This is a genomic window from Bacteroidia bacterium (assembly GCA_025056095.1).
GTDB lineage: Bacteria > Bacteroidota > Bacteroidia > JANWVE01 > JANWVE01 > JANWVE01.
The window spans coordinates 1-16,562 of record JANWVW010000040.1 but is presented as its reverse complement, the minus strand read 5'-3'; the positions used below and the strand labels follow the sequence as shown (position 1 = coordinate 16,562).

The following is a 16,562-nucleotide window of genomic DNA, read 5'->3' as shown; positions in this document are numbered from 1 at the left end:
GTTTTGCTTGATGCTGCAAAAGGTTGAGTATCTACTTGTAGCCAGCCCCAAGGCGTAGCCTCAAAAGCATCTATCACACGCGTAATGGGAAAATTTTGAGCATCGTTAATTTTCTTTTGGGCAGGTCGGAAAACTTGTAAAAATTCTGCAAATTTTTTCTTGTCGTAATGATATACTGCTAAACCTACCGAATTGAAAAAATATCCTTTTCCCGAACCTATCTTGAAGCAGGTTTGGTTGCGTTCCAATCCCTTTTGGATTTCCTCATAAAATGAGAGTAATTTTGGAATAAGATTACTTGAATTTTTGATTTGCGAAAGCATTTCTATATCTCTTTCGTTAGCATCTTTGCTGAATTGCCTGAGCAAACTGAATAAGTCTGCAGGTGTATATTTTTCGGAGCGGAATTCAGCAGAAAATGTATAATTCTTGCTAATGGCTTCTACGATTTGGGGAATACCTTTGCTTTGCGTTTTAAGGTTGAGCCGAACAACTTGACAAACATTGATGCATTCAACAGGCAAAAATGAACTATCGGAAAAGGCTATTTTATAGGTTTGCATTTGTTCTTGTAACTCTTTTTCAGCTCTTCCTCTATTTCGTTCTAGGTTTTCCACAAAATTACCTAACCACTTGTTACCTTCGGATTTATTTTTGAGCCAATCGTACAGCAGGGCGGTTTTGCAAGCACCTTTCAACGAACTGCCCGGAATATACGGCTGAAAATGCGGATTTTTAAGAATTTCGTTAACAATGATTCTTCTTTCTCCCCTAATGAAAGCAAGATGTTTGCGTAAAGTAATTTCGGAAAGTTCAACTTTTAGGGAATTTCGTAGGTAATCTTTCAAGTCAAAACGACTGCGGTTATTGTCCATGCCTGAGACTACACCCTCCACATATTGGTCTATCAGATTGTCTCTATTGGCGTGGTTTTCAAAGATAGTTTTCAATTTTGCTTTGTCAATGAAAATAATTTGCTTGCCTTCTATGATAAAGTCACTATAAGGTGAAAATTTTTCTCCCGTGGTAACTGAAACAGGGCTAAGGGTTTTGAAATACAATCTGTAATTAGGCATAGTTGTGTAATTTAGCTCCTTTCACAAATTTTCAGAAAACTTGTACTTTTCGGGCAAAGATACGGTCAAGTTGATACCATATCGTAATTTACTTTCTTGGCTGCCATCAGGTTTGATGTCTATGATTTGTCCTTGAATTTCTTGTTTTTGCACAGCTCCTTCCAAAACTCCTTGAACAACTTTGAGTCGGTAATTTTCAGCCAAAAACATGCCTCCTCGCATTTTCAGTTGATAGAGCAGAAGTTGCTCAGTTTCATTTTCTTGGGGGAAAGTCATGGAGATAGCCATTTTTTGAGAGCTTTCCCGCTGAAGAAATTGAGTGTCTTGTTCTTCAACTGAAACATTTTCAACCTTACCTGCTCCTGTGCTACGCTCTCCGCCGATACCTGCTTTCACAAGGTTCTGCCAAACTTTTTCGTAGATTTCTTTATCAGAGGCGGAGAGTACATTTTTTTCTATCAAATACCAATGAACTTGCCAATATTTGTTTCCAAGCAAAAACAAATCAGTTTGGGAGTACAAATTGCCTTCTTCTTCAGTGGTGTGCAAGCGCACTTTGAGGGTATCATCTTTGGCAAAGATTTTAAGGTTGTTGTTGAACATTTCTTCTGTTAGTACAACAAATTTGCCATCAACAATTTGACAACTTTGGCTATTTTTATCTAGCCAATCTTGTGGCAGGAGTTGTTTTTGCCATACTTGCCAAGAAAGAAATTGAATAGATTTCAGTTGTTTATGTTGGCTTTCTCCTGATTCTTCCGTTACTTCGTGCAGATTCAGGCTAACGGGTTTGGGCAAGAAAAAAATTTTCTTTTGGGTTTTGGTGTTTTGCAGGCAATAGAAAGCCGAAGAAAATTGAATTTGTTTTTGAGTAAAAAGTTCTACGAAGTGGAGAATTTTTTCAGGGTAAAGTAAAGAGAGTTGATATAGAAAAGCCCCAAAAAGTACATCAGAATGAATATACGTAGCTGTATCAGTAAGGGTAGTGCTTCTGATTTCTGTAAATTCTCCTAAATGAAATCTGCTATTAGGTCTGCAATGTAAGATACGCACTTGCATTTTAGTTGTATTTTACTTGGCTATGTTGGGGAATTTAGGCAATTAGGTTTTTGTGAATTCTTGAATGATTTTTTTACTTTCTTCATCAAACACTATTTCTACTTTTCCGTAACCTCTTGTACCGCTGCCTCCGAGATAGTCTTGGTTGAGTAGTTCTATGCCTTCTTGCAGTTTTTGGAGAATTTCTTTGGCTTCGTCATTGCTGTATTTATCTAACACAATTTCAAAATCAAACACTGCCCCCGCAGGTACGCGTTCAATGGTACGAGGATGTTGAGCTTTCCCTGTAGTGCGTTCAATAGTGTTTTCGGTTTTGATTTCGGTAAATTCGGTTTCTAATTTTACTTTTCTTGCAGGGAATGCCTCTTGAAATTTCTTTTCATCAAGAAAAGCATCGCGAAAAATTAAGCGAGCAGTTCCTTGTGTTTTAGACTGTTTAGCTTCAATACCTCCAAACATTTTACACAAAATCTCACTATCGTTTTTGATGTCATCAGAGCCTTCTTTTTTTGCCAAAAGGCTTCTGATTTTACCTTTCAGTGAACTTCCTGGAATATATGGAACTCCTGTAGGAGTTTTGATAACAGGCAAATCCAAGCCACCAATATCCATGGAGGCTTTTGCTCCACCGATATGTAAGCCCGTTTTGGTAGTAATGGTACCTTTGAGTATAATTTTGCTTTCTAATTTCATGGCTTATATGGTTTTTAATTAGGCTTTCCGTAAAATTTGTGATAAGCTATAATAGCTTCCATGAATTCTTTGAAGTTGTCTATATCATCTTTGGATTTGACTTCTCTGATGAGGCTATCTATCAAGGCTACGAAGATTCTTCCTTTTTTATTTTTTTCATCTAATCTACCTGCGATGTAAGCCAAATTAGGGCGTAGCAGTTTCAGTTGCATTATATCATTTACTTTTTTGATTTCGTGAAAGATATTACGCAACTGGTGAGTAGTTACTTCTTTGCCGTATTCTTTTACGAAATTTTCTATTCTCTCAAGCAGTTTATCGAGTTCTTTGCTTTCTTTGAAACGCAATATTTCTCCGCGAAAATTATCGAAGAAATTTAAGGCTTCTTTGGCAAGTTCAGCAAAGGACTTGCCATCATTGTTTTGGTTTGATTGCCCTCTATTCCCTTGCTGTGAGGGGTTATGCTTTTTGTTCATAGGATTTTGTATTTTTTAGTTTTTATTTTCTTTGATTTGTGTTTTTGTAAGCAATTCTGCCCAGCGTGCCGCTATTACATAGAGAGTAGGATTATTACTTCCTGACTTCTTGAGAAAATTTTCTAAAAGAGCCTCTTTGTAGTCTTCAAATAATTTTTTCAGATACTTTCGGGCATCTGAATCTTCTTGTACATTTCGCAGGTAGTACATCAATCTATGCACGCGTGGGAAATAGATTTTTCCTGCTTTTTGTTCTGCTAGGCTCGTAAATCCTAATTCCGAAGACTGCAAACGATGAAGCAGATTGCGAGGCAGTTCGTCTTTATTAACAAATTCTCTAAGGTCATGAGCTATTTTCATAGCTTTTGCAAAATCTGTCCAACTTAATACTTCTCCAAAAATACAAATTCCATTTTTGCCATAGTTTTTAGCGATTTTGAGGGCATTTTCGGCTTCTTCTGCCATACGCACCATCGGAAATTTCGACGGAACAATCACCACTCCTGCCGAAAGGGTATTAGAAAGGCTATTTTCACGAGCAAAAGCAGAAAATTTTTCCTGTATAGTCAGAGATTTTTCTAAGATTTTATCCCAAGCCCCTACTAAAAAGCAATCATCTCCCCCTGCAAATACGGGGTAAATGGCATGTTCGTCAATTTCTTTTTGGAGAATGTGATACAATTCTACTTCAAAAAATTCAGTAAGTTTTTGCGAGTTTCGCTGATATTCTTCATATTCCTTGTCTTTGAAAAGAGAGCCTAAGTTATCTACGTCTATCACAAGAGCGGCAAGTTTCTTATCGCCTGTGGCTTTTTGGACAATTTCATCAAACTCCACTACTTTATTTTTTTCGTGCTGAAAAGGGATTTTATTGAGGATTTTATCTTTAAATTGTATTTCTTTTTTCTGCAAGGAAAAAGTGTAGCCTGCTTTACTGAAAGGGTTATCGGCGACTAGTTTTTGTTCTATGCTAAATCCGCCACTTTTAATGAGTTCTTGGGTAAAATCTTCCCATTTTTCAGGAGCATAAGGCTTGAACGAAAAAGGAGACACCTGAAAAGGTTTTTGTAATTTAGCCAAATTTGCTTTTTTAGCTACGGCTTTCATGTCTTGCTTGAAATCGCCAGTGGCTTGCGTGAAGGAAAAAATAGGAAATACGCCTTCTCTGTAAAATTCTCGTTGAAAATCCTCAATCGCTTTTTGGAGGCTATCTTCTGTTTCGGCTTCAAGGTAAGTGTAAAGATTGCCTCCCCCCTTGTAAATTTCTTTTGTGCGGTTTGGAAACTTATCGGATAAATATTTGAAGGCAATTTCGGTGATAGCTATTATGTAGAAAGACCTTGCTTTAAGCTGTCGGGCGGCACCATCGCTAGGAACATCAAAAATAAAATTCTGTATGCCTGAAATATCACACTTGACAATGTACTTGGGCATAAAAATTGAGCTTTGAGCAAAGCTAAAAATATTTCGGAGAAAAACAAAAAAAGAAAAGGAAATTTTGTGAAAAGACGGCTTATCTGTGGCTTATCCTTGGCTTATCTACGGCTAAGAGGTAGCTTATCTTCGGATTTATTTGCTCTTGTTCCAAAGTTTAATTTGCTTTTCAAAGTAGAGAGTTATTTCTTGTAAATTCGCGTGGTATTTGGGTGCTAAATGTACAATCTGTTCATCAGGGATATCTTCGGTATAAATAAGAGCCTTTTGAAAAAGCACTTTCGTGAGATTAGCCATTTCGTTTGAAGCAAGTTTGTAAAGTTCGGGCAGAGAGAATTTTTCTCTGTGTAAAACATACAAATCGTAGTAGTCTCTGAAAGTGGCTCGTAGAAAAAGCGTATTGACTTTCATGATTGCTAAAACCTCTAAATCAGCTACATATAGATTATCCGTAAGGTGAATTCTTTGTTGTAATTTTTGCCAGTTATTAGCGAAAAAAGTGATTTTTACACCATTGATGAAAAAATCTGCTTGGGTAGGCGTAAAGTTCCGCAAACTGATGCTTTCAAAACCAGATAATGCTTGATGCAGGTCTTTCCAAGAAAGTTGAGATTGCCAAGAAAACAAATCAATATCCTCGCTCAAACGATGTCCTAAATGAATTGTCAGAGCTGAGCCTCCTACAAGTGTAAAATTTTTAAGCAAAGGGAGGGAAGCTAATTGCAATAATACTTTTCGGGTTTCAGGTAATAGATTGTCTAATCCGCTCATAACGACTAAACTTTTTTTGCAAGGACTTGATGTAACGTTGGGGATTTTGAATGTTAAAGAAAATGCGAGCTAAATAATAATTGTGAGCTTGTAAGCGAATATCAGGAATAAGTTTTTCCTGCCAAACTTTGCGAACTAGCGTCTTGGGAAAAATCCGAAAAAGAGCCGAAATCTCCTCTACATCACCCCAACGTAAAGCGGTTTCTATCAATACTTCATCAGGCACGATACAACTTGATAAATCATAACTCCAAAAAGCACCTATACTGCAAAGTTTTTCGATAAGTTGTTTTTTGGGTGTTTCCATAAATTTTACAAGATATTGTCGGTATTATTTTTTCTTTGCCAATAATTTCTTTGTCTAACCATTTTTGGTCTCGGCTTTTGAAAATAATCAAACTATCTTCTTCCAAATCCATAATTTTGGAAGCCTTGCTAACAAGTTCCATTAGTTTCACTTCGGTAATTTCTCCTTCAAAGACTGAATTTTGTATCCAGTGCAGGTATTGTCTGCACAATTTGAGCATTTTGCCTACTCGCTCCTCACCACAATCATAGACTAAAATCACGTACATAGGATTGGTAGTTAGTAGTTAGTAGTTAGTATTGAGTATTTTGTACTTTGTACTCTGTACTCTGTACTCTGTACTCACTACTCTGTACTCTGTATTCATTACTCTGTACTCATTACCACCATATCTTGAAAGGTTTGTATTCTTCCATTTCCAAGATATGTTTGATAAGTTTGTAACATTCTAAACGCACTAGATATTTGTAACTTACGTGTTTATTGAGCGACCGATGTTGTATAGTTTCTTTGAGTTTTTCGTCCCAAGCCTTCACGAAAGTTTTTTTACCACTTTCTTTCAAGATACAAAAATTCAAGTTTTTATCAAAATCTTTTTGCTGAATTTGTTTTTTGTTGAGCAAAGCAAAAATCAATCTATCTACCAAAATGGGCTTAAAGATTTCCGCCAAATCCAAAGCCAAAGAATAACGTCTTTCACCTGGCTCGTGCAGAAAGCTAATCGTGGGATTAAGCTGGGTATGATAGATTTGGTCAAGGCAAAGGGTGTAGCAAAGCATATTGCCAAAAGAAATCATAGCATTGATTTCATTGCGAGGAGGCTGTTTAGAACGCCCTTCCATTGAAAAATCGTTGATAATGATTTCAAAAGCATCATAGTACAACTGCCTGATATTGCCCTCCAAAGCCATCATTTGTTTAATGTTGTTACTTTCTTTTAGGTCGGCAAGCCATTGTTCAATTTGCTGAATTTGAGTTTGGCAGTCTTTCCCTCGCTGATTGTAATAGTGTAGGTTTTTGAGAATATTGTGAGTAGCTCCCTCTAAAACTTTGCGAGCCAAAGTCAAACGTTTTTCGGAGATTAAGTAAGTCTGCGTTTGAGCAATTTGCACCTTACCCGAAAGCAAATAATCTTTGGCAACAAAAGAGCCTGTATAATGTTCGTAGTAATCAAAAAAGTGAATGTTAATGTTATGCTTGCCCAAAAAGTTCAGTAAAGCACTATTCACCTCCAAACTACCAAAGGCATAGAGGTTATCTACATCTTCAATAGGCAAATATTTGGGTTGAGCCTCGTTGCCGTTTTCGTCAATGGGAGTAAATTTGAGTGTATTATCTTTTCGGCTCAACTTGCCCGCATTGAATAAATAGTAAGTTTTTTTCATAATTAGGCAAATTTTTTATGGCAAAACCCTTGCAAAATTGAAGCCAAAATTTTACTTTGCCCTAATAAAAAAATTTTTATGCGTTTTCGTTTGATACTTTCGGTGCGAAACAAACAAAACCCTATTTTACCTTTCAACTATCAGTATGAACTTTCCAGTTGGATTTACAAAATCATCAGTAAAGCCGATGAAGAATATGCTCATTTCCTGCACCAAAACGGATACGAGAGCAATAAGAAAAGTTTTAAGTTTTTTTGTTTTTCTAATTTATTCATTCCCCAATACAAGATAATTAAAGACGTAGGCTTTTTACTACAAACTCGTCAGTTGGAATTACAGGTAGGGTTTTATGTAGATAAGGTAGCAGAAAAATTTGTATCGGGACTTTTTCAGTATCAGCGAGGAAGTATCGGCACACGGGAGAGTCAAGTAGATTTTATGGTACAACGCATAGAAACTGCCCCTGTGCGAATACATCAAGAAAGAGTAAAACTCAAAACTCTCTCTCCTTTGGTAGTAGCCCAAAAAAACGAACAAGGTCATAAAGATTATTTACACCCTTTGGATAAGCCCTTTAAGGAATTACTACTGCGTAATTTGATAGAAAAATATAAAGCCGCAGATAAAGAAATACCCTTGCATTGGCAGAATTACCCTTTTGTTTTGGAAGTAGATAAGAAAAATATTCGTAGCAAACTCATTACTATCAAACAAGGCACGCCGCAAGCCACTCATGTACGAGGCTATTTATTTGAGTTCCTTTTGCAAGCCCCTAAGGAACTTTTAGAAATAGGTCTTTCGGCAGGCTTCGGCAATGAAAACGCACAAGGTTTCGGAATGTGTGAGGTGGTGGAGTAAAAATAAAACTGCAATTTTTTATGATAAAAGAAATAGCCAATTTTACCGCAACGCTTGATGAAAAGTTAAAAAATTTGGGCGTAAAGCCTGTTGAAGGAGTACATGTGCTTTTGAGTATTGTTGAAAAAGACAATACCTATCAAATTGACACAGAAAACATCTATTATGAAAGATTTACAGCCAAATTACCTGAAACAGAGTTTTTGGAAAAATGCAAATTCTACAAAGAAAATGCTTGGTGCATAGATACCAACAAATGTTTTGATTTGCCAAGTAAAGCTATTCATTCTTGTTCGCCGTTTTGTGTAGCATTTAAGCGAGAGCATTTTGAAGGAGGTGCCAAATACTTAAAAAATGCCCAAGAACAAAAAAAACAGGTTAATGAAAGAATAGGAGATTATTTTGAAAAAGCATTAGCCTTGCTTGATAGTAAGGAAAGAGGAAAATATCAAGTTTTCAAGAGTTTTTTTGCGACCAAAGAATTTGCCGAAGTTTTACGAAAAATTTTCGCTGAACTTTCTGAAAAAGAAAATACTATCAATGCTGAACTTACACAACTCAAAAATCAGTTAGATACCGCTACCGACAAACTTACTAAAGAAAGCCTCAAACTTAAAATCAAAGATTTAGAGAATGAAAAGGAAAAGTATAAAGCCCTTGATGAAAGTGAATACATTATTTTTTATCTTAACGAACCTTTGGAAAAATATAAATCAGCTCATCAAAAGTATCTTGCTGATAAACTATTCAACACAAACGATTACAACACCTCTCCTGATACCGAAGGGAATATTTATGGTACAAGTAACTTTTTTAACTCCTATAACGTCAAAATGCCATTTCTCAAACATAAAACGGCTACTTTTGAAATTTCAGGTAGGATATCCGATAAAGAAGCCCGCCTTCTCTACGAATTTGAGCAAATCCTCAAACGAAAAATCTTGCCTAATCCGCTGCCTATTTTTATCTACAAAGATGAATTGCAAAAAAAAGTAATAAGTATTTTCAATGAAAGTGGCAACAAAGCAAGTTACCGTGAAATCATAGAAAAGCTATATCAAGAGCATTATGAAGATTTGTCGGATTATTACTTGCTCTCTTACGCTCTAACGAAAGATGGTTTGGTTTTCAGAGACTTTGACTTTGTAACTAAATTTGAATACGAACTGAAAGATAGTGATGGCAAAAATTGGAATATACTTGATTTATTTGGCGTAGGATATGACCCTACTATTGAAAACGTATTTGAGTTTCAAAATCAAATTTTACAAATCATTTTCAACAATAATCTTATCGTTAAAACCAAAGATGGTTCTTGGCTTTACAAATATTTTGATGATATTGACGAAACCTATTGCAAGTCAGCTCGTAACTACTTACTGATTATCAAATATCGGAAAGCCTTTTATGACTTTATCTACAAATCGCAAAGAAAAGCAGTTAGTCGTGAGATTTTTCACGAAATTATGCAAACAAGTATTTTAGAAGATATCCGACTGGATGAATTCAAAAATGGCAATCATAGTGAATATTTTAACATTCGCAAAAAACTCAATATTTGGTTCAGTCTGTATGAAAAATTTGACCTCAACCCTAATTCACATACTCCTATGGCAAGTAAATTGAACGATTACCGAGAATTTGTAGAAAAATTAGCCCAAGACAAAGCTGATTTTTCCCAAGCCAGTTTAGAACATTTTGCCTTTGCCGCAGGTCAAGTGATTTACTACATTTTGCAAAAAAGTAAATCGGCAGATGCAAGTTATCAGCGTTTAGAGCCTTACTTGCAACAAGCTACTTGCGAAGGTCTGAAAAAAGCCATTGCTAACGATTTTGCTCGTTACAAGCACGAAAATTACTCCAACCGATTTGAACGAGTAGCCGCTTTCGTACTCACCTACCAAAGCAATGAAAATATGAAAAAGGTTTTACCTGAATTGCTTGCAGGTGTGTTTAGTAATAATCTGCTTTTTGCAGAAAAATCTGAAAATCAAGCTGTTCAAAATGCCAATATTTAACCTAAAATCTAAAAAATTATGAGCAATCCATTCAAAAATCGTGTATATGGTTGTGTAATTATCAAGGCTATCAACTCTAATTACAATGCAGATTTTTCACATCAGCCTCGCACCTTACCCAATGGAGTAGCGTATGCTACCGATAAAGCATTGAAATACACCGTAAGAAATTACTGGAAAAATGCTCTGGGCGAACAAATATTTTACTTTAAGACACTCAACGAAGAAATGTTGCCTCGTACTTTGGACGAAACATATGAGTTTCTTTTCGGAAAAGATAGACTTGTTGGTGATAAAGATAAAGACAAGTCTAAATTGAGGCTCAATGTACTCAAAGATTTACTTTCTTGTTTAGATGTACGTTTATTTGGAGGAACTTATGCGGGAAAAACCAATATTTCCATACATGGTACTTGTCAGATTACTCACGGAGTAAATCGTTTTACAGAGAACGTAATTTATACAGAACAAATCATGTCTCCTTTTCGCAATCCTGGAGAGTCAAGTACTGAAAGTACCATGACTACTCTCGGTACGCAATCCAAGTTGCAGGAAGGTCATTATGTACATCATTTTTCGGTCAATCCTCGCAATATAGCTTCCGATGCCGAAAGAGTGCAAAATATTGGACTTTCTGCAAGCGATATTGACAAACTCAAAGAAGCTTTGCGAAGAGGGGCTACTTATTACGATTCGGCTTCTAAAATAGGTACCGAAAACGAACTTTTACTTTGGGTGCAACTGAAAGAAGGTTCAAATATTGTTTTACCTTCTTTTGTGGAACTGGTACGCATCAACGAAAACAGAGAAATAGATTTGCAAGAGGTAAGTAATCTGCTTGCCAAAGAGTATATCAAAAACGAAATAGAAACAATAGAGCTATATTATCAGCAAGATGTTACCAAAATAATAAATGCTCCCACAGGGGCAATTCTTGGAGAATTATAGTTGCTTGCCTGTTCCTGATTTCAGGAGCAGGCATAAATTTTCAAAAAAATAAAGAACTATGCAGAAACTAATTTCCATAGATTTTCAAGCAGATTTTGGCTTTTTTCGCAAGCCTGATGTAAATGCCACTATTAACCTTTCCTATAATATGCTCCATAAACCTGCTTTATTGGGCATTCTGGGGGCAATTATTGGTTTGGAAGGCTATAAAGAAGCTCAAAAATTTCCTGAGTACTATCAAAAACTTAAAGATATTGAAATTGGAATAGAGCCGCTCAATCACGAAAAGGGAAATTTTACAAAAACTCTTATCAAATATTCTAACACCATCGGATACGCCAACGCTCGTGAAAATTTTTTAGCAGAAGAAGCTACTCTGATTAAACCTGCTTATAGAGTGTATATTTTACTAAATTTAGAAAACTCCGAAAATGCTAAACTTTACGAATATCTGAAAGAATGCAAGGCTGAATATCTGCCTTATTTCGGCAAAAATGAATTTTATGCTTGGTGGGAAAAAGAAAGTTTTCAAGAGTACGAATTTGAAAAAGCAGAAAACATTTCAGAAAATTTTCAGGTAAAAACACTTATTATAAAGAGCCAGTCCTTACAAAACCAAAAAGCAGAAGTAATTTTTGATATATTCAACTATGAGAGTTACACTGAAAATTACATCTATTTTGAACGCCTACCCACCGAATTTGATGAACAACTTCATCAGTACAAGCTCAGTGATTTTGCTTTCACCACTTTCAACCTAAAACCCGATACAAAGCTATCAAACTTGTATTTTCTCAAGTCAAAGGGCTATTATGTGCAATTACATTAAGACTTTTAGAGAAATTTTACAGCAAAGTCCTAAAACAGAAGATATTCTGATTGAAGCAGAAAACTATTATGCCCATATTAGCGATAGCAAAGCTCCTGAAAAACTTGCAGAGCATAATAGTTTGGTTCAGGAGAAGTTTCTATTTTTATGCGAACAACACGGATTAGATGAAGTCGTTAATAAACTTATTTCAGACCTGCTGGAAAATGAAAAAAATAATGCGAATTTAATCAACTATGTAAAAAGGCTTTTTGTGAATGTAGTAGTTTTCCATGATTATGGCAAAGTAAATGAAAATTTTCAGGTAAAAAAGATGAACAATAGCTATTTCAAGGAAAATAGTCAAAATCCTCTTAAAGACCACCATTCTGCATTGGGAGCATATTTGTACATAGTAAAACATTGTGCTGAAATTGAAAATAGCTTCAAAGAAGCAGTTCAAAAAGCAAGACTCACAGAATATACTCTTGCATTTTCATACGTAATTTTCAAACATCACGCTTCAAAACTAATTTCAAAAGAAGACATTATTAAAAGATTTCTTTTCTCTCCGAAGGAAATTTCTTTTCTGAAAAGTTATCTTGCAAAGTATCAATTTGAAATTAGCGACCATTTAGCTATCAAGCTTTTTGAAAATAACCCCAACATCAAAAAAATAAATGTTGCTTGGGTTTTTGAGAAAGAAACTCGTTGGATAGAAAAATTTAGCTTTTATGCCCTGATGCGTTTAGCTTTTTCGTTACTTACCGCTGCTGATTATTTAGCGAGTTGCCAGTATGCCAATAATCTTACTATCAAAGATTTAGGTGTTCTTGACCGAAGTCGCATTGAGCAGATATACGAATTTGTTACTAAAAGTGATTTTTTAGACAAAAACCAAGAAAAAATCAACTTCAATAAGTATATTTATCAAGACATAGATACAAGAGATATTCCTCCTGCTCCGCAAGAAGCAAGTAAAGAAAATTTGAATATTTTACGGAAAAGAATGGCTATTGAAGTTATCAAAAATGTTAGAGAAAATAGCCTTTGCAATCTTTTTTACATTGAAGCCCCCACAGGAGGCGGTAAAACTAACCTTTCGTTACTAGCAACTCTTGAATTATTAAAAGCTAATAAAAACTTGAATAAAGTTTTTTATGTATTTCCATTCACAACGCTTATTACGCAAACTTACAGAAGCATTTTAGAAAATTTGGGATTAAAAGAAAGCGAAATCATTGAACTGCACTCTAAAGCTCCCTTTCCTGAAAATGAAGCTCACGATGGCAAGTATGGCAAAGAAAAATTAAACTACTTGGATTACTTATTTGCCAACTATCCTTTTGTTTTGCTTTCGCATATTAAGTTTTTTGATATTTTCAAAACTAATGAAAAAGAAAGCAATTATTTATTGCATCGTCTTGCTAATGCAGTGGTAGTCATAGACGAGCTACAATCTTATCCTCCCAGCCATTGGGATAAAATAATTTACTTTATTCGCAACTATGCGGAGTTTTTTAATATCAAGTTTATTTTGATGTCTGCTACTTTGCCCAAATTAGATAGACTCACTACCGCTGCAAGAGAAAGAGAAAATCTGAGTTTTGTGGATTTACTTCCAAACGTTATTGAACGCTATTTTCAAAATCCCAATTTTGCTCAAAGAGTACAATTTAGATTTGATTTGTTGGAGCAAAAAGAAATGACTTTTGAAGAATTGGCAAAGAAAGTATTTGAGAAGAGTATTGAGTTAGCAGCAATAGATTTAGGAAGTAACAAGCCTCAAAATAGTGTATTTAGCATAGTTGAGTTTATCTTTAAGAGAAGTGCTACGCAGTTTTACTATGAAGTAGCTAGATTACAAGAAACAAACCCTTTTTTTGATGAGATATTTGTACTTTCGGGGACAATCTTGGAGCATCGTAGAAGGTTTATCATTGATTTTTTGAAAAATCCTACCAATCGGTACAAAAAAATTTTACTTATTACCACACAAGTTGTAGAGGCAGGGGTGGATATAGATATGGATCTGGGATTTAAGAATATTTCTTTAATAGATAGCGACGAACAACTGGCAGGTAGAATAAATCGGAATGTAGGTAAAAAAGGGTGTGAGTTGTATTTATTCAAAATCAATGAGCCTGCGATACTTTACAGAAATGATAAACGCTATGAAGTTACCAAAAAACTTTCAAAAGAGGAATACACCGATATTTTAGAAAAAAAAGATTTTGATAAATTGTACAAAGTAGTTTTAGAGAAAATTGATGAATGGAATAAAACAGATTTTGCTGTAAATTTTGAAAATTACAAAAATCATGTTTTGTTGTTAAACTTTGAGAAAACCCATAGGGATTTTCAGTTGATTGAGCAGAAAACACTTTCTATTTTCGTACCGATGTCTATTCCAGTGGAGGTGTTTTCGGAAACAGAATTGAATTTCCTAAGAAAAGCAAATATTTTACCTGATGCAGCAGATAAAATAGAAGGTTCAGCGGTGTTTGACTTATACATAGAATTAGTAGAAAACAAAAAGAATGATTTTTTCACTCAAAAAATAGAGTTCAAAATCATGCAAGCTATACTTGCTAAATTTACTTTTTCCATTTTTTATAGTGAACCAATGCTCCGAAAGTTTATACCTTATGCCGATATTGAAAAAACATCTAATCAACAGGGAGAATTAAGTTATGGATTTCTGTATTTGGCAAGATATGCTGAAATTTATGATGAATGTTTTGGGTTACGTGAAAGCGAGTTTGAAAGTAGCGAACACTGCCTTTTATGACTATCACGGGGTCTCATATTAGCATGTATCATGCGTGCAAACGTGAGTTATGGCTCAATTTCCATAATATCAACATGGAACACACTTCCGACCTCGTTTATGAAGGCAAGCTCATTAGCGAGACAGCCTATTCACAAAGAAGTGAAAAATATACCGAACTTGAACTCAAAGCTCAATACAAACACATTCCTCTTGCGGCAAAGATTGATTTTTACGATGCTAAAAACAAAGTAGTGCATGAAGTCAAAAAATCGGATAAATTGGAGCAGGCTCACATTGCTCAGGTACAGTTTTATTTGTACGTTTTAGAAAAAAACGGCTTACAAGGAGTTTCAGCAATTTTGGAATATCCGAAACTACGTCAAACTCTTCCCATTCCTGCTCTTAGTGAAGAAGTCAGAAGTGAAATAGAAACTTGGATACAAGAAATTGAGCAAGTCCTTCATCAAAAACCTGCTCCTGTGGCAGTCAAGAAAACTTATTGCAAGACTTGTTCTTTCTATGATTTTTGCTTTGTAAATGAGTAGCCAAGTAACTTAAATGAGAACATTTTATACTCAAAAAAATTTGGTTTTGTACCACTCTTTTGGCGTTTCGGCTTTGTTGCTGAGCTTTGCCGAAGCACGCTCAACGACCAAAAGAGTGGTTTTGATATACTCTCCTCAAAACCACTTTACATTCAGTATTTCAGTCCCCTGACAAAATTTTAATGGTAGATATAAGATAATGTTTTGCGAAAGATGAATTTTGTATTATGAAGAGAATTGCTTATCTTATTGTTTCATCAAAAACAGTAAGCATATGAGAGCAAAATTCACTTTTTTAAGCGATTCTCAATGGCAATATATAGAAAAAATCATTGGTAAGCGTAGAAAATCTAAGCACTCTTTGCGAGATATTGTTGAAGCAATATTATATTTGAACTATACGGGCGTGCAGTGGCGAAATTTGACCTACCGAGATATCGCTTGGCAAACGGTTTACTACCATTTTAGACAATTCAAAAGACGAGGGATTTGGGAACAAATCTTGGATAGTCTGGTGGTAGAGATACGCATAAAGCAAGGTAAGGAAGCAAGTCCAAGTTTATTAGCTATTGATAGTCAGCGTGTAAAATCTGTTCAGTTTGTAAGTCAAGAAGTAGGGGTAGATGGTAACAAAAAAATTAAGGGACGGAAACGGATATTTATAGTAGATAAGTTGGGGCTACCTTTTGCTATCAAGGTGGTGGCGGCAAATATCTCTGATAGTCAAGCGGGTATAGCAGCTCTTGAGCAGTTATCAGGCAAAGTACCAAGATTGCAAAAGATAGCTGCTGATAGTGGCTACAAAGGTACTTTCATTACACACGTTGAACAAGTGTATGGTTGGGAGGTGGAAATTGCAGCAAAACCAGCGGGGCAAAAGGGATTTATCCCTGAAAAAAACAGGTGGCAAGTGGAAAGAGCTTTTAGCTTCTTAAATTTTCGCAGAAGATTATTCAGAGAAGTAGAAAAAATGGTAGAATCAGCAGAGGCAATGCTACAAATCGCGTTCATATCGTTTATTATCAATTATCTATAATCGCAAAACATTATCTAAAATTCTTGTCTATGGCAGTTATATTTTTAATTCTGTATTTAGGCGCTTTGGTTCTTACTTTGGCTTCATTTTGGAAAATTTTTACTAAAGCTGGGAAGCCAGGGTGGGCGGCAATCATACCATTCTACAACGTTATTGTTCTATTGGAAATTGTAAGAAAACCTATTTGGTGGTTTGTACTTTTTCTCATTCCCCTCGTGAGTTTATTTATTGGTATTATTACTACTCATCAACTATCAAAAAGTTTCGGTAAAGAGGTAGGCTTTACAATCGGGCTTATATTCTTACCTTTTATATTCCTTCCTATTCTTGCCTTTGGAGATGCTCAATACATTTACAACGAAGATATTGCCCAAA

Annotated in this window: 16 protein-coding genes and 1 pseudogene; 8 read left to right on the top strand and 9 right to left on the bottom strand. The window is 35.3% G+C overall.

The window, feature by feature from the left end; all coding sequences use genetic code 11:
* From csm5 to cas1b, 9 genes and pseudogenes are all read right to left on the bottom strand, one after another.
* A partial coding sequence (gene csm5, locus NZ519_05055; protein MCS7028114.1) for a type III-A CRISPR-associated RAMP protein Csm5 occupies nt 1–1,076 on the bottom strand: 1,076 nt, incomplete at its 3' end.
* 21 nt (nt 1,077–1,097) lie between these two features.
* Complete coding sequence (csm4, locus tag NZ519_05050) at nt 1,098–2,129, bottom strand: type III-A CRISPR-associated RAMP protein Csm4 (GenBank protein ID MCS7028113.1); 1,032 nt, start codon at nt 2,127–2,129, stop codon at nt 1,098–1,100.
* 48 nt (nt 2,130–2,177) lie between these two features.
* Nucleotides 2,178–2,828 carry a type III-A CRISPR-associated RAMP protein Csm3 gene (gene csm3 / locus NZ519_05045; protein MCS7028112.1) on the bottom strand — a complete coding sequence of 217 codons (651 nt, stop codon included), beginning with the start codon at nt 2,826–2,828 and terminating at the stop codon, nt 2,178–2,180.
* Nucleotides 2,829–2,842: 14 nt separating this feature from the next.
* Nucleotides 2,843–3,304 carry a type III-A CRISPR-associated protein Csm2 gene (gene csm2, locus NZ519_05040; GenBank protein MCS7028111.1) on the bottom strand — a complete coding sequence of 154 codons (462 nt, stop codon included), beginning with the start codon at nt 3,302–3,304 and terminating at the stop codon, nt 2,843–2,845.
* 15 nt (nt 3,305–3,319) lie between these two features.
* A complete protein-coding gene (locus tag NZ519_05035; GenBank protein ID MCS7028110.1) occupies nt 3,320–4,738 on the bottom strand; it encodes a CRISPR-associated protein Cas10 in 1,419 nt (472 codons plus the stop codon).
* A 135-nt stretch (nt 4,739–4,873) separates the two neighbouring features.
* Nucleotides 4,874–5,509, bottom strand: coding sequence for a nucleotidyl transferase AbiEii/AbiGii toxin family protein (locus tag NZ519_05030; protein MCS7028109.1), 636 nt, complete (start codon nt 5,507–5,509; stop codon nt 4,874–4,876).
* Nucleotides 5,481–5,816, bottom strand: coding sequence for a hypothetical protein (locus tag NZ519_05025; protein MCS7028108.1), 336 nt, complete (start codon nt 5,814–5,816; stop codon nt 5,481–5,483). Before NZ519_05025 ends, NZ519_05030 begins: the two co-directional genes overlap by 29 nt.
* Before the next feature lie 28 nt (nt 5,817–5,844).
* Nucleotides 5,845–6,084: pseudogene (cas2, locus tag NZ519_05020) on the bottom strand (CRISPR-associated endonuclease Cas2).
* Nucleotides 6,085–6,196: 112 nt separating this feature from the next.
* Nucleotides 6,197–7,201 (bottom strand): type I-B CRISPR-associated endonuclease Cas1b, encoded by a 1,005-nt coding sequence (cas1b, locus tag NZ519_05015; GenBank protein ID MCS7028107.1) that lies wholly within the window; start codon nt 7,199–7,201, stop codon nt 6,197–6,199.
* A gap of 102 nt (nt 7,202–7,303) precedes the next feature.
* Between cas1b and cas6 the strand changes: the two genes are divergently transcribed.
* From cas6 to NZ519_04975, 8 genes are all read left to right on the top strand, one after another.
* Entirely contained in the window at nt 7,304–8,059 is a 756-nt protein-coding gene (gene cas6 / locus NZ519_05010; GenBank protein ID MCS7028106.1) for a CRISPR-associated endoribonuclease Cas6, read from the top strand.
* A gap of 20 nt (nt 8,060–8,079) precedes the next feature.
* Nucleotides 8,080–10,077, top strand: coding sequence for a hypothetical protein (locus NZ519_05005; GenBank protein ID MCS7028105.1), 1,998 nt, complete (start codon nt 8,080–8,082; stop codon nt 10,075–10,077).
* 18 nt (nt 10,078–10,095) lie between these two features.
* Nucleotides 10,096–11,025, top strand: a complete 930-nt coding sequence (locus tag NZ519_05000) for a type I CRISPR-associated protein Cas7 (GenBank protein ID MCS7028104.1) — start codon at nt 10,096–10,098, stop codon at nt 11,023–11,025.
* 58 nt (nt 11,026–11,083) lie between these two features.
* Nucleotides 11,084–11,854 (top strand): type I-B CRISPR-associated protein Cas5b, encoded by a 771-nt coding sequence (gene cas5b / locus NZ519_04995; GenBank protein ID MCS7028103.1) that lies wholly within the window; start codon nt 11,084–11,086, stop codon nt 11,852–11,854.
* Nucleotides 11,838–14,624 (top strand): CRISPR-associated helicase Cas3', encoded by a 2,787-nt coding sequence (gene cas3 / locus NZ519_04990; GenBank protein ID MCS7028102.1) that lies wholly within the window; start codon nt 11,838–11,840, stop codon nt 14,622–14,624. The genes cas5b and cas3 overlap by 17 nt, the downstream gene beginning before the upstream one ends.
* On the top strand, nt 14,621–15,151 hold the full coding sequence (gene cas4 / locus NZ519_04985) for a CRISPR-associated protein Cas4 (protein ID MCS7028101.1): 531 nt from the start codon (nt 14,621–14,623) through the stop codon (nt 15,149–15,151). The genes cas3 and cas4 overlap by 4 nt, the downstream gene beginning before the upstream one ends.
* A 274-nt stretch (nt 15,152–15,425) precedes the next feature.
* Nucleotides 15,426–16,187, top strand: coding sequence for an IS5 family transposase (locus NZ519_04980; protein ID MCS7028100.1), 762 nt, complete (start codon nt 15,426–15,428; stop codon nt 16,185–16,187).
* A gap of 29 nt (nt 16,188–16,216) precedes the next feature.
* Nucleotides 16,217–16,562 (top strand): DUF5684 domain-containing protein (locus NZ519_04975; protein MCS7028099.1); only part of this gene is annotated, 346 nt, incomplete at its 3' end.